The organism is Acinetobacter sp. CY81 (assembly GCF_059515925.1).
This window is the reverse complement of the sequence record NZ_JCAKNC010000007.1, coordinates 123,711-137,865: the sequence shown is the minus strand read 5'-3', so window position 1 is coordinate 137,865 and position 14,155 is coordinate 123,711. Positions and strand designations below refer to the sequence as shown.

Sequence of the window (14,155 nt, the reverse complement as noted above, 5' to 3'; positions counted from 1 at the left end):
AAACGACTGTTTGGGGTTGTATAGTCAAGTAATTAAGTGCATGTGGTGGATGCCTTGGCAGTCAGAGGCGATGAAAGACGTAATAGCCTGCGATAAGCTCCGGGGAGGCGGCAAATATCCTGTGATCCGGAGATTTCTGAATGGGGAAACCCACCTGTCATAAGGCAGGTATCGTATGATGAATACATAGTCATACGAGGCGAACGAGGGGAAGTGAAACATCTCAGTACCCTTAGGAAAAGAAATCAATTGAGATTCCCTTAGTAGCGGCGAGCGAACGGGGAAAAGCCCATTAAGTCATATAAGTTCTAGTGGAATGCTCTGGGAAGTGCAACCGTAGTGGGTGATAGTCCTGTACACGAAAGGGCTTATATGATGATGTCGAGTAGGGCGGGGCACGTGAAACCTTGTCTGAATATGGGGGGACCATCCTCCAAGGCTAAATACTCCTGACTGACCGATAGTGAACCAGTACCGTGAGGGAAAGGCGAAAAGAACCCCTGTGAGGGGAGTGAAATAGATCCTGAAACCGCATGCATACAAGCAGTGGGAGCCGGCATTGAGTCCGGTGACTGCGTACCTTTTGTATAATGGGTCAGCGACTTACATTCAGTAGCAAGGTTAACCGAATAGGGGAGCCGTAGAGAAATCGAGTCTTAATAGGGCGTTTAGTTGCTGGGTGTAGACCCGAAACCAGGCGATCTATCCATGAGCAGGTTGAAGGTTGGGTAACACTAACTGGAGGACCGAACCCACTGTCGTTGAAAAGCCAGGGGATGACTTGTGGATAGGGGTGAAAGGCTAATCAAGCCTGGTGATAGCTGGTTCTCCCCGAAAGCTATTTAGGTAGCGCCTCGGACGAATACCATTGGGGGTAGAGCACTGTTTCGGCTAGGGGGTCATCCCGACTTACCAAACCGATGCAAACTCCGAATACCAATGAGTACTATCCGGGAGACAGACTGCGGGTGCTAACGTCCGTAGTCAAGAGGAAAACAATCCAGACCGCCAGCTAAGGCCCCAAAATCATAGTTAAGTGGGAAACGATGTGGGAAGGCATAGACAGCTAGGAGGTTGGCTTAGAAGCAGCCACCCTTTAAAGAAAGCGTAATAGCTCACTAGTCGAGTCGGCCTGCGCGGAAGATGTAACGGGGCTAAAACTATGTGCCGAAGCTGCGGATTTGCAATTTATTGCAAGTGGTAGGGGAGCGTTCTGTAAGCCGATGAAGGTGTATTGAGAAGTATGCTGGAGGTATCAGAAGTGCGAATGCTGACGTGAGTAACGACAAAGCGAGTGAAAAACTCGCTCGCTGAAAGACCAAGGGTTCCAGTCCAACGTTAATCGGGGCTGGGTGAGTCGACCCCTAAGGCGAGGCCGAAAGGCGTAGTCGATGGGAAATTGGTTAATATTCCAATACTTCTGTGTAATGCGATGAGAGGACGGAGAAGGTTAAGTCAGCCTGGCGTTGGTTGTCCAGGTGGAAGGTTGTAGGCATGTATCTTAGGCAAATCCGGGGTACTCTATGCTGAGAACTGATAGCAAGCTGCACTTGTGCAGTGAAGTGGCTGATACCATACTTCCAGGAAAAGTCTCTAAGCTCCAGTTACACAGGAATCGTACCCGAAACCGACACAGGTGGTCAGGTCGAGTAGACCAAAGCGCTTGAGAGAACTCTGCTGAAGGAACTAGGCAAAATGGTACCGTAACTTCGGGAGAAGGTACGCTGTCGACGGTGATGGAATTTACTTCCTGAGCGGTTGACAGCCACAGAAACCAGGCCCCTGCAACTGTTTATTAAAAACATAGCACTCTGCAAACACGAAAGTGGACGTATAGGGTGTGATGCCTGCCCGGTGCTGGAAGGTTAATTGATGGGGTTAGCGTAAGCGAAGCTCTTGATCGAAGCCCCAGTAAACGGCGGCCGTAACTATAACGGTCCTAAGGTAGCGAAATTCCTTGTCGGGTAAGTTCCGACCTGCACGAATGGCATAATGATGGGGGCGCTGTCTCCAGCAGAGACTCAGTGAAATCGAATTCGCCGTGAAGATGCGGTGTACCCGCGGCTAGACGGAAAGACCCCGTGAACCTTTACTGCAGCTTGACATTGAACTTTGATCTTACTTGTGTAGGATAGGTGGGAGGCTTTGAAACTCGGACGCTAGTTCGAGTGGAGCCAATCTTGAAATACCACCCTGGTAATATTGAGGTTCTAACTCTGCTCCATTATCTGGAGCGAGGACCATGTCTGGTGGGTAGTTTGACTGGGGCGGTCTCCTCCTAAAGAGTAACGGAGGAGTACGAAGGTGCGCTCAGCGTGGTCGGAAATCACGCGTAGAGTATAAAGGCAAAAGCGCGCTTAACTGCGAGACCCACAAGTCGAGCAGGTACGAAAGTAGGTCTTAGTGATCCGGTGGTTCTGTATGGAAGGGCCATCGCTCAACGGATAAAAGGTACTCTGGGGATAACAGGCTGATACCGCCCAAGAGTTCATATCGACGGCGGTGTTTGGCACCTCGATGTCGGCTCATCTCATCCTGGGGCTGAAGCAGGTCCCAAGGGTATGGCTGTTCGCCATTTAAAGAGGTACGCGAGCTGGGTTTAGAACGTCGTGAGACAGTTCGGTCCCTATCTACCGTGGGCGTTGGAAATTTGAGAGGATCTGCTCCTAGTACGAGAGGACCAGAGTGGACGAACCTCTGGTGTACCGGTTGTGACGCCAGTCGCATCGCCGGGTAGCTATGTTCGGAAGGGATAACCGCTGAAAGCATCTAAGCGGGAAGCCTACCTCAAGATAAGATTTCCCAAGGACTATATGTCCTCTAAAGAGCCGTTGAAGACTACAACGTTGATAGGTTGGATGTGGAAGCATAGTGATATGTGAAGCTGACCAATACTAATTACTCGTGAGGCTTGACTATACAACACCCAAACAGTTGTTGTATAAAGCTCAATTGATTCGATATTCATCAAAACAGCTTGATTCAGAAGCCCGTTAGTATGACAATATTCAACTCAGATATAATCTGTTAATAACTCATTTGGTAGAAAGCTCAGGCACTTTATAAGACCTAAGCAAGTATCCATAAACAGTTGTGCTGGCGACAATAGCAAGAGTGAACCACCTGATCCCTTCCCGAACTCAGAAGTGAAACCTCTTTGCGCTGATGGTAGTGTGGGGTTACCCATGTGAGAGTAAGTCATCGCCAGCTCATTATTCCTAAAACACCCTGTCTTAATGAGGCAGGGTGTTTTTTTATGTGCGGAAGAAAAGGGAAAAACAAAATTGAGAAAAAATAACAATGAAAATCCGAATCTGAAGATTCGGATAGCGTGAAATAATAAAAATATTGTGAGAATTAAATAGTGCAATTTAGTGTATTCATGCTTAATTTCTATAAATTAATAAATGTCTTAACTCATAATTTCTAAAAATATAAAATAATGAATCATTCAAAAAATGAAGCATTTACATTTAAAAAAATAGTTACAATTTGGGATTATATTAGAGCGAAATAAAATGCCATTTATGGGAAAAACGTAAATAACGTTTTCTTATTAAGATTTTGAAAAATATAAGTAAATTATATTAATTTCGATATTTAATCCTTAATTTAATTCAACAAATGATCATTAATGTCAGTCAGATATCCTTTTTAAAAATCCTCCACTCAAAGTCTAGTAGACAAATATTGTAGAAACATGCATTTTATAAAAAGTGAATATGGGTTCATTAATTATAAAAAACCACAATTGGAGGTGGGAAAATGACAGCGCAGACAGTGAGTGTTAATGCTGTAATAGACCAGGCAAAATTTAAGCCTTTTCATTTAACGATCGTACTTTGGTGTTTATTCATTGTTATTTTTGACGGTTATGATCTTGCTATTAATGGAGTAACCTTACCGTTATTAATGAAAGAATGGAATATGACAGCTGTACAAGCAGGTATGTTAGCCAGTACAGCGTTGGCAGGAATGATGTTTGGTGCCATGCTATTTGGTATGCTTGCAGATAAAATTGGACGTAAAAAAGTTATTTTAATCTGTGTAGGGTTATTCAGCGGATTTACTTTTCTTGGTGGATTTGCGTCAAACCCAACAGAATTTGGTGCATTAAGATTTATTGCGGGTCTTGGTATTGGTGGTGTATTGCCTAATTTGGTTGCATTGACGTCAGAATATGCACCACAAAAATTGAGAAGTACTTTAGTAACTACAATGTTTAGTGGTTATGCGGTAGGTGGTATTTTAGCTGCGTTATTAGGGGTGAATTTAACGGGAACATATGGTTGGGAAATCATGTTCTTTATCGCAGGAATTCCATTGTTATTTTTACCAGTGATTTGGAAATATTTACCTGAATCATTAACTTTTCTAGTTAAAAAAGAAGAGCTTAAAAAAGCCAAAGAAATTATTCAAAAAATTGAACCTGAGTCAAAAATTTCTGAATCAACTCTACTCATCTTGGAAGAAGTAAAAGTTCCTGATGCTTCAGTTGCAGCTTTATTTACTCAAGGGCGTGGTGTAAGTACATTATTATTCTGGTGTTGTTTCTTTATGTGCTTACTGATGGTCTATGCACTAGGAAGCTGGTTACCTAAGTTGATGATGGCGGCAGGTTATTCTCTTGGAAGTAGTTTATTGTTCTTACTCTCACTTAATATTGGTGCAGTGATTGGGACAATTGGTGGAGGAATTCTTGCAGACAAATTCCATTTAAAACCAGTCATTCTGGGAATGTATGTCATGGGTGCAGTTTCTTTAATTGGCTTAGGGTTTAATTCGCCACCTGTTGTGATTTACCTTTTAGTTGCTATGGCGGGTGCAGCCTCGATTGGTGGAAGTATTTTACTTTATAGCTATGTGGCTCAGTATTATCCACTTGCGGTTCGTTCAACAGGTATTGGTTGGGCATCTGCAGTTGGACGAGTTGGTGCGATTGTGGGTCCAATCGTGATTGGCATATTGTTAGGTATGGAATTACCACATAAAATGAATTTTATTGCAGTGGCGATACCAGCAATTATTGGTGGAATAGCAGTGCTCTTCATTAAGCGTGAAAAAGTGATTGAGACACCTGTAAAAGTGCCCACTAAAAATGTTGAGACGGTTTTAAATTAATAAGAGCTTCAATTAAAAAACACGCATTAATTCCAATGCGTGTTTTTTTAAGCAAAAAATTAAAGTTTTGATTTTAAATTCTTTTCATGTTGTTTAACTTGTTTGGCATAGCGTTTGCCTTGTTTCTTCATTTTTCGGTTAGTGTTATAACCAGTTGGTCCAACATTATAATATGCGAGTGCTTTTTTCCAACTACCAGCTGATTGATTGTATTTGGCTAAAATAAAGCTTCCACAGTTAATATTGATATTTTCTTGAAATAAATCACCCGGGCACGTCTGTTGCCAATAACGTGGAATAACTTGGGTGAGTCCTACTGCACCAGCAGAAGATACAACATAATTGCGATAACTAGATTCTTGGCGGATGACAGCAGCCATGAGTAGAGGATCTACATCATTTTGTGTGGCACTTTGAATGATCAAAGGCGCGACACGGTTTGCAGTAGTCGAATCTACGGAATATGCTTTTTGTATGCCTTGTGCAAGTTTAGCTGAACGTTTTTCAAGTGAGCCCATTCCCAAAGAGGTACAACCTGATAATGCTAAAACTGCACATCCTAATAATAATGTCTTCATAGATTTAAAGGATTGAGGCGTGGCTGATAATGATTCAGTGATGAGGTCCAAAATGCAATCCATAGCGATGGTGAATGTAAGGAGATACTATTCAGCACTGTCGCTAAGGTCAACGTAGATGTTGAACCAAAAATATTACAAATTGTTAAATATTAAAAATAACTCTAACCTGAAGCTTTTAAAAAGTAACTTTTATCGTGATTTAGGCTGACCATTTAGCCATGAATATGCATGGATTAAGACTGAATATACATACAAAAACAGCCCATTGATTCAAAGGGCTGTTTTTGCTGAGTCATTGATAAAACTAGATTCTCTGGAGTTTTATCGCACATCCTATGATTTAGACAGTTTATTATTTTTATATGTCTCAGAACATCCTGTTCTTGATAATGCTACTTTAGTCGTATTTGGGTAAGGCGACAAGATCCTAAAAGCATCATTCTTTGTAAGTCATATCTTACATTCTAAACAGCACAGATTTTTCCCCGTTGTAAAATATGCTTTATAAAAATTTTATGCCCACCAATAACGTAAAATATGGAAGAAAATAGGGGCAGAAAAACAAATTGAATCAATGCGATCAAGCATACCCCCGTGACCTTGAATCAATTGACCCCAATCTTTTACACCACGATCTCGTTTGATTGCAGACATGACTAACCCACCGAAGAATCCGAAGATACAGACAATCAGACCTATAAATGCGGCTTCAAAATAATTAAATGGTGTCAGCCACGCCATTGAAACGCCAAGAGCTGTCGCAAGAACAATTCCACCTACTAAGCCTTCAACCGTTTTAGAGGGTGATAATATCGGTGCAACTTTATGCTTTCCAAAAAGCTTACCACAAACGTACTGAACGACATCGGATGCTTGGACAACCATGATCAGCCAAATTGCTAGCCAAATCGGTTCTCCATGAAAATTATCCAACTTCAGATTCAGTATTGCAGGAACATGCGAGATACAGAACACGCTGATCATTAGTCCCCATTGAATTTTGGCACTTCTTTCTAAAAAATGAGTAGTATCTTCTTGTTTTAAACTGGCAATAGGAATGAGTAAAAAAACATAAAGTGGGATGAAAATAGAATACAGTCCGTACCAGTCGATATACACCAAATAATATTGATAGGGAATGACAAAATAAAAAGCCACCAATAGAGGTAAGTAATCACCGCGACGTGTAGGCAATAAACTAATAAATTCTCGTAATGCAAATAGCGAAATCAATGCAAATAGAATAATAAAGGCAACATTACCCATTAAGATCGCAGATCCGATGACGATGAGCATGACCCACCAGGCATTGATTCGTGCATTTAAATTATCAATTACAGGTGATGAAGCGTTGCCTGCTTTTTTCTTTAGAATAAATCCCACAGATGAGGCAAAGACCAAAATACCTGCAAATACTCCAAACAATAGGTAGGTTTGTTCTAAGTTGTCGAGGGTCATTGGTTTTCAATCTCTTTTAATTTAATCAGTTCTTGTTGTGCATAATTTAGAAAATCTATTTTTTCATGATGCTGTGTTAAATCAAGCGGTTTACCAAAAATTACGGTTGAAAGTAGGGGCAATGGTACTAAAGCCCCTTTGGGCATCACACGTTTCAAGTTAGAAATCCAAACGGGTACAACTTCAACATTTGGAAATTGCTGAGACAGATGAAATAAACCACTCTTAAAAGCTAAAAGTTGAATATCGTCTTCTAAATTACGTGTTCCTTCAGGGAAAAAAATGATGGAGTAACCTTCAGCTAATACGTCTTTCACAGGTTTGAGAGGGTCTTCACCATTTTCTCGATTACGATTGATCGTCACACCTGAAAAAGTGTCTTGAATTAGAAATCGTCTGAAGCCATCTTTCATCCAGTAATCAGATGCCGCGATAGGACGCGTTTGCCTACGTATTTCTGGCGGTAAAGATGACCACAAGAGAATGAAATCAATATGACTATTATGATTGGCGTAATAAATCCGTTGTTTTTGTTCTGGTTTACATCCAATCCATAAACTACGTGCTCCAGTCAGTAATCGAGCACTACGTCGTGTGAGAAATGCAATCAATCGTCCACTGGATTCAACAACAATATTTTTTCTTTTTTTTATGGGGAGATTCATTTGATTATAAGACTCTAAATACTTCATTCATTTTAAAACTTTTATAACATGATTATTGCGATAAAAAATATACCTTGCAGAATAAGCAAAGCAATCTGCATTTTAAACAGTTTAAGACATCCTTGAAGACGTAAAGTCCAATCTCTTCCAGCTTTATTTTTATTCATGAGTTTGAACTCAATCAGGCTTTGATCAAGCTGCTGCGTGAGTGTATCTAGTGAGTTTTCTATATCATGATTATGAATTTGAGTACTCAGATACGACAGTAGTTCGGCATCAAATTTGACTCGAAAAGACAAGTAATGATGCATCAGACAAATCAATAAGCTGATCAATATCCATACATTGACATAATTAAAAGAAGCTAAAAATAGTAGGTATATGGTACTCAAACTAAAGAGGATATAGCTTGCAATGATTAGTGTGTCGGTCGAAGCAAGTAACTTAGACACCATCAAGATTTTCATTTTCATGGCGCTAAACCTTTCAATTTGAAGTGATAGAGTTGTAATTGCTTCAGCTGAGCATCATTGATCACGATCCAAGGACGTGCCGTTTGAATCATTTCGATGGCGTGTTGGACTGAATCTACATGATTATTTTTAAGTAACCAAGCACAAAAAATTGCAGAACTTCTTGAATAGCCTAAGGCACAAAAAATTAAAAGTTTGGGATTGGCAAGATTATTTTTTTGATGATGAGAAATGTTGGAAGCGTCATCCAAAAGGTGTTCTTTGGCAGACTGTAAATCTGCAAAGAGTAAATCAAATTGTGAAACAGCTTGCGCTAATTGATTGGCTTGCACTGGGATAAGATCGAGGCTGAGATATTGTTGATAATTCGATTTTATTTTTTTTGATGAATGACTTTGATTTACTAAAGGAAGTTCGGCACAGCAATCAAATAAGCCGTGATAATGTAATGAATTGTCATGGTCTGGAATACGACCCAGATATATTTCAAGACTGTTTAAAACGACAATTTTTGAATCTTTAGCGTGTTTTTTTGTCCATATGCGACTGTTTACCCATGCAAAAATTAAATAGGGTGCATATAAAATTAGACTGGCATAACTCAGTGTGCCGTCAGATTGCTTTTGAAAAAAATGTGGACGCGCAAAAAAATAACTCAAGCTTACGAACAGCAAACTCACTGCTGGATAGATGAACCATAAAAAAGCTCCCTTGAAATAGAAAGCGATTGTGCTAAGGGCTAAACTTGGAATGAAGTAATAAAGTCCAAGTTTTAAGTGTTTAAGTGTTAATTTTTGGTATTGATCCTTTTTAAATGGAGATTTATGAGTCATTGGAAATAGCCAGAGACATAAAGCTCCGACAAGAATACCCGTTGGAATATCAATAAAATGATGTTGCCATGTGGTGAGTACAGATATGCCAATTAAGAGAGACCAAAAATCAACAAATTTACGTCTCCATCCTTGGCTATGACGTCGGAAAAAATCCCATAGAATAATAAGCAGTACAATATGCAAAGAAGGAGCTTGATTAAACGGTTTATCAAACCCCATCAATACGTCAAACCAAAGTCCGAAGAATCCTGAAAGTTCAGGGCGCTCAAAGGAAAACCGAAGTGGGAAGAGTAAAAAACAGCTGATGGATATGATTTGAGCTGTAAACAATCTGAATACATGTTGTCTCAATTCAAACTTATTCCAACAGAGGATCAATGATAGTCCGTAGAACAAGTCAATTGACCAATAGGGCACAATTGTCCAAGGCCATAGTGGAATGAGTTTTTCCCATTCAAATACAATGACTGGAACATTAGCGAGTTGTGACGCGTATTGATTGGCAAAACCATAACTGAGAAAAAAGAAAGGTGCTAAAAATAACAGACATAATAGCCCCCATTTCCACGTGCCTGCTTGTTTTGCCAAATCTTGCATAATTCACCTGTCTGTTCTTATTTTTGTCTAAGGCGCTTGTATGATGAATGAGAGCCTTAAGTGAAAAATCAGTCTTAAATATTCAAAACATAAATCTTGAAATCAAAGCGTGCTTCTTTCGGTAGCAATAATTATAATTTTTGAGCAACTGAAACAGTAAATATCCCAAAATCATCAATGTTTTGATCTACCTTTTTGAATCCAGCAGCCTCAACGAGTGCATCCATCTCAGCTTGAGAGCGTAAGCGCATGACCCATGCATCACCTTCACGATGCGAAGTGAGTGCACGTGCAATAAACTCTTGTTGAGGATGCCAAATTTGACCGGTATAGATCAAATATCCATTTTTTTCGATCGCTTGACTCAAACCATTTAAAGAGCGACGTAATAAATCATTATCGCTAAATAATTCATATAAACCTGAAACGACACCGAGCGTTGGTCCAGGATCAATAGACGCGATAGATTGAGTATCAAAGGCATCTGCTTGAACAAATTGTGCGATGTGTTCTAAGCCACGTTCCTGAATCATCTGTTGACCAGCTTTAACATTGATTTCACTATAGTCACGAAGCAAAATAGAATTTGGTAATTGTGGCAGTTGTTGAACGGCATCTAAAATATAGCGTCCATGTCCTGAAGCAATATCTAAAATTCGAATAGGCTGATTATTCTCAATTAATGCTTTTGCATATTTTTGAAAAAGTTGTTCAATATTTTCTTTACGTACGCGGATGCCCCGCCAGCCAATTGCATTTAGATATTGTCGATCGATGATTTTACCAATCGGATTTTGACTTTCAGTCTGATTACGATAAACAAAGTCTAAAGTGCTTCCCGAGTCATAACCTGTATCTTCACCAATTTTTAAACCTTTAGACAATAAGCTACCAATTTTTAAATTTTTCTTGGTTATTTGCCAAAATAAATACTTGGCAGATTTGTGAGGAAGTGGGGCACTTAAGGTCTCAGCAATTGCACAACTCGAGCCAATTTTATCAGCGTGGAGTAAATCAGGAGCTTGATAAGGACTGGCAAAGCATTGAGTAATAAAGCGTTTAATTTTATCGATTGCAACAGCTCGGTTTTTTTCTCCAAGAGTATCGTGATAAAAACCATCTAAGACATGAAATTCTTTTTGTGGATGTGGGAGTTTGTCATAAAAATCACGTTGAGGTTTTTGTTGCACCACAAAATCTGAACCTGAACACAATACTTGGGTTGGCACAAAGATATTTTGTGCATCAGCCACAATTCGTTTAGATGCATCGTAAAGCCCAAGTAACATACGAACTGAAATCGATCTCGCAATTTTGGGGTCTGTATCGTAGGTTTGTGCACGTTCTTTGTCATGCGTCAGCATGCTTGATTTTACATAGCTCTGAATAAAGAAATTACCTTTTATGTGATTTAAGACTCTTAAGCCCGGTTCTGCAAATGGGGCATAAAGTTTGATGTCAAATGCAGGGGATGCTAAACATAGAGCACGGATTTTAGGTGCATAATCATGTACCCAAGTGGCACTAAGTACAGCACCTACGCTTTGACCAATGATTGCGATATTATTTTCATCAATGCCATATTGCTGTTGAATATGTTGAAGAAAGTATTGAATATCTTTGACACAAGCTGAAAAGCTCGGAGCATCACCACGCGCTCCGGGTGAGTCACCATGCCCACGCGCATCCCACGCAAAAAAATCAAAATCAGTCAGTTTAAGTTCATCGACTAAATGCGCCATTCGATCTGAGTGCTCATGACCGCGATGAAAAAGAATAATGGCTTTTTTGTTGGCATTTGGGGTGTTTTTTTGAGAGATGCTTTCCCAGTGTTGATAAAACAATTCAGTTTGATCATGGGTTTTAAAGGTATGCTGATTAGTGTTATACATTGTATTATTCCAAATGAAATTATTTATATGTGTTGTAATCTGAAGCTTAGATATGAGTATTTACACTATTTTTGATTCTGTTGTAGATGGTCAATATTAATAATAATCCGATGAATAAAATTAAACCGTTGGTGATATAGGAGATCATCTGATTGTTATTGGAAATGAATGGGTAAATATAAATAATAACAGCAAGTAAACTAAACCAAAAAGCACGGTCACTTTTTCCCATCGGACCATCATAACGTCTATCTCTGCCAATCAGTGGTGCCATCACACCAGCATACTCGCTCAGTAGTGCAAGAAAGCATATAAGCAATAGAAGCTCCGTTTGGATGAAAGCAAATGTGATAAAACATAGGTAAAGGGCAGTATCTGAGATGACATCACATAGTTCATTCAGGTAAGCACCTAAATTGGATTGTTGATGAAACTCACGTGCAAGCATGCCATCAACAGCATTGAATGCCATGCGAATCAGCATCCATAGAGGATAGATGAGAATAATGAGTGAGGTTGTTTGATTTTGAAAATGAAAATATATAAAAAAGGCCAATGCAACAGAAATTAACATTGCTAAAACAGTGACCATATTGGCAGTGACACCCATGCGAAATAATCCGCGTACAAAAGGTCGTAACAGATTTTGAAAAGCAGGCTTTAATTGATAAATAGAAGGCATTATTAAAATTATTTTCTAATATTTAGGTTTAGAGAATTTTAGGCAGAACAGGATTTTAAATACAAGAAAAAAATGATGATTTTACATTCATCTACAATCTGAATAAGTTTATGATCACTATGCTTTTGTTTACAAATGGATGAGGAAATGACACCTGCATGTAAGTTATTAAAATCAAAAAATATAATCTATTCTATCCATGAATATGAACATGATGTGAACGCGAAAAGCTTTGGATTGGAAGCCGCTGAAAAATTAGGTTTAGCCTTAAATGAAGTATTTAAAACGCTGATGGTCACTGACGAGAAAAATTATTATGTGGCGATTTTACCGGTAGATCATCAACTGAACTTAAAAAAGGTTGCTTCTGCATTTGGAATTAAAAAAGTACAAATGGCAAATCCTAAAGATGCTGAACGATTAACAGGTTATTTGGTCGGTGGAATTAGCCCTTTAGGGCAAAAAAAGCGCCTTAAAACAGTCATTGATGCTAGCGCAGAACAATTAGAAAAAGTTTATGTGAGTGGTGGAAAGCGAGGGCTGGATATAGGTGTGAACCCTCATGATCTTGTAGAAGTGCTTAGTGCTCAATTTGTCGATATTTTAGACTTGTAATCGCAGTTGTTTTAATTTTTCACTAAGTTACATCTGTATTTAATATTACTCAATAAAAAAGCAGCCTTAGGTATGGCTGCTTTTTTAATCCAACTTAGATTTAGAAGTCGTAACGCATACCAACTGATAAACCTAAAGCATCTTCACCAGTAGAAGCATTTACTGAGTGCGAACGACCTTCTTTCCAAGGATTTACTCTAGAATTTTTGTCGTTAAGAGCAGTTGCAATGTTTCCGTAAACACGTACTGCTTTATCAAGGCGATGTTCTAGCCCCAGAGCGATTAATGTTGCATTTGCATCTGTTGCATCTACATCACGTTGGAATATTTGACCACGAATTGTAGTTTTAGGAGCAAATTTATAATCAGCAGCAAGACCGAATACTTGAACTTCCGGTTCATCAGTTAGATTTTCATTATCAATTTGAGAAAATTGATAGAAAGCACCGAGGTTTAATTCTTCTGTTAATTTGTAAGCACCTGCCAGACGAATAGCATCACGAGATAATTTATCAGATGTATTTGCTGAATTATCTTCATATTTTTCGTAAGCAACAGCTAGGTCAATAGGACCCTCTTTGTAAGTTAAAGCTACATCATATGCTTTATTATCATCTAGTCCTTCGCCAGTAGAATCCTTCTCTATTGCTTTACCTTTATGCATTGAAACACCAGCAGCAACTTGGAACCCATTACCAAACTTTGGAGATTTATATTCGATAGTATTGTCATTACGTTCATCAAACTTGTGGTCATTTACACGTGTAACATTTCGAATGTCACCCATTTGATCACCAAAAAAATTTACAGGGCCACGAGCTGCTTTAAATGGACTATCAAAGCGACCAACTTTAACTTGACCAAAGTCACCTTTTAATCCGACAAAAGTATCGCGAGTTGCAAAATCAACACCATCACCTTTACTACCACTTGCAAAGTTGACTTCTTGCTCAATTTGACCGAACACAGTCATATTATTTTCTAATTCTTGTTCTACTTTAAAACCCAAACGAGATGAGTTAGATGACAAACCAACTTCGTTATAATCTTTACCATCATCTAAATAATCTAAAGATACATGCGCACGACCATAAATTTTTACATCTGCTGCGTTGGCGATTACTGGTGTAATAAGCGTTGCCCCAACTGCTAAAGCGCAAAGTGTTTTTTTCATTCCTAGCTCCGTAAAATCAAGACTCTGTATCTTAATCATCATGTTTAGTAGTTTTTTGTTA

General features: G+C 39.1%; 9 protein-coding genes and 2 rRNA genes. 4 read left to right on the top strand and 7 right to left on the bottom strand.

All coding sequences use genetic code 11. The features are described from left to right. The first annotated feature begins 22 nt into the window (after positions 1-22). From AC5YDM_RS10070 to AC5YDM_RS10060, 3 genes are all read left to right on the top strand, one after another. A 23S ribosomal RNA gene (locus AC5YDM_RS10070) occupies positions 23-2,919 on the top strand. Between the two features lie 176 nt (positions 2,920-3,095). Then, positions 3,096-3,210 (top strand): 5S ribosomal RNA (rrf, locus tag AC5YDM_RS10065). A 555-nt stretch (positions 3,211-3,765) separates the two neighbouring features. Then, a complete protein-coding gene (locus AC5YDM_RS10060; RefSeq protein WP_496151969.1) occupies positions 3,766-5,121 on the top strand; it encodes an MFS transporter in 1,356 nt (451 codons plus the stop codon). 59 nt (positions 5,122-5,180) lie between these two features. Here the strand turns inward: AC5YDM_RS10060 and AC5YDM_RS10055 are convergent, their stop codons facing one another. The 6 genes from AC5YDM_RS10055 to AC5YDM_RS10030 all read right to left on the bottom strand — a co-directional run bounded on the left by AC5YDM_RS10055 (position 5,181) and on the right by AC5YDM_RS10030 (position 12,305). Next, positions 5,181-5,699 carry a lytic transglycosylase domain-containing protein gene (locus tag AC5YDM_RS10055; protein ID WP_496151968.1) on the bottom strand — a complete coding sequence of 173 codons (519 nt, stop codon included), beginning with the start codon at positions 5,697-5,699 and terminating at the stop codon, positions 5,181-5,183. Positions 5,700-6,215: 516 nt separating this feature from the next. After that, a complete protein-coding gene (locus AC5YDM_RS10050; RefSeq protein ID WP_496151967.1) occupies positions 6,216-7,160 on the bottom strand; it encodes a phosphatidate cytidylyltransferase in 945 nt (314 codons plus the stop codon). Next, entirely contained in the window at positions 7,157-7,825 is a 669-nt protein-coding gene (locus AC5YDM_RS10045) for a lysophospholipid acyltransferase family protein (RefSeq protein WP_496151966.1), read from the bottom strand. Before AC5YDM_RS10045 ends, AC5YDM_RS10050 begins: the two co-directional genes overlap by 4 nt. A gap of 469 nt (positions 7,826-8,294) precedes the next feature. Beyond that, positions 8,295-9,731, bottom strand: a complete 1,437-nt coding sequence (locus AC5YDM_RS10040; protein WP_496151965.1) for a phosphatase PAP2/dual specificity phosphatase family protein — start codon at positions 9,729-9,731, stop codon at positions 8,295-8,297. 131 nt (positions 9,732-9,862) lie between these two features. After that, complete coding sequence (locus AC5YDM_RS10035) at positions 9,863-11,623, bottom strand: bifunctional alpha/beta hydrolase/class I SAM-dependent methyltransferase (RefSeq protein ID WP_496151964.1); 1,761 nt, start codon at positions 11,621-11,623, stop codon at positions 9,863-9,865. Between the two features lie 46 nt (positions 11,624-11,669). Continuing rightward, entirely contained in the window at positions 11,670-12,305 is a 636-nt protein-coding gene (locus AC5YDM_RS10030; protein WP_496151963.1) for a CDP-alcohol phosphatidyltransferase family protein, read from the bottom strand. A 147-nt stretch (positions 12,306-12,452) separates the two neighbouring features. Here AC5YDM_RS10030 and ybaK point away from each other — a divergent pair, with 147 nt between their 5' ends. Further along, positions 12,453-12,920: a Cys-tRNA(Pro) deacylase gene (gene ybaK, locus AC5YDM_RS10025; protein ID WP_496151962.1), complete on the top strand. Its 468-nt coding sequence runs from the start codon at positions 12,453-12,455 to the stop codon at positions 12,918-12,920. 100 nt (positions 12,921-13,020) lie between these two features. Here ybaK and AC5YDM_RS10020 read toward each other — a convergent pair whose 3' ends face one another. Continuing rightward, positions 13,021-14,094 carry a porin gene (locus AC5YDM_RS10020; protein ID WP_496151977.1) on the bottom strand — a complete coding sequence of 358 codons (1,074 nt, stop codon included), beginning with the start codon at positions 14,092-14,094 and terminating at the stop codon, positions 13,021-13,023. Positions 14,095-14,155: the final 61 nt, after the last annotated feature.

Excerpts from the sequence above, each read along its gene's own strand:
- AC5YDM_RS10035 (WP_496151964.1), bottom strand. The coding sequence starts at position 11,623 with ATGTATAACACTAATCAGCATACCTTTAAAACCCATGATCAAACTGAA.
- ybaK (WP_496151962.1), top strand. The coding sequence starts at position 12,453 with ATGACACCTGCATGTAAGTTATTAAAATCAAAAAATATAATCTATTCT.
- AC5YDM_RS10045 (WP_496151966.1), bottom strand. The coding sequence starts at position 7,825 with ATGAATCTCCCCATAAAAAAAAGAAAAAATATTGTTGTTGAATCCAGT.
- AC5YDM_RS10030 (WP_496151963.1), bottom strand. The coding sequence starts at position 12,305 with ATGCCTTCTATTTATCAATTAAAGCCTGCTTTTCAAAATCTGTTACGA.
- AC5YDM_RS10040 (WP_496151965.1), bottom strand. The coding sequence starts at position 9,731 with ATGCAAGATTTGGCAAAACAAGCAGGCACGTGGAAATGGGGGCTATTA.
- AC5YDM_RS10060 (WP_496151969.1), top strand. The coding sequence starts at position 3,766 with ATGACAGCGCAGACAGTGAGTGTTAATGCTGTAATAGACCAGGCAAAA.
- AC5YDM_RS10050 (WP_496151967.1), bottom strand. The coding sequence starts at position 7,160 with ATGACCCTCGACAACTTAGAACAAACCTACCTATTGTTTGGAGTATTT.
- AC5YDM_RS10020 (WP_496151977.1), bottom strand. The coding sequence starts at position 14,094 with ATGAAAAAAACACTTTGCGCTTTAGCAGTTGGGGCAACGCTTATTACA.
- AC5YDM_RS10055 (WP_496151968.1), bottom strand. The coding sequence starts at position 5,699 with ATGAAGACATTATTATTAGGATGTGCAGTTTTAGCATTATCAGGTTGT.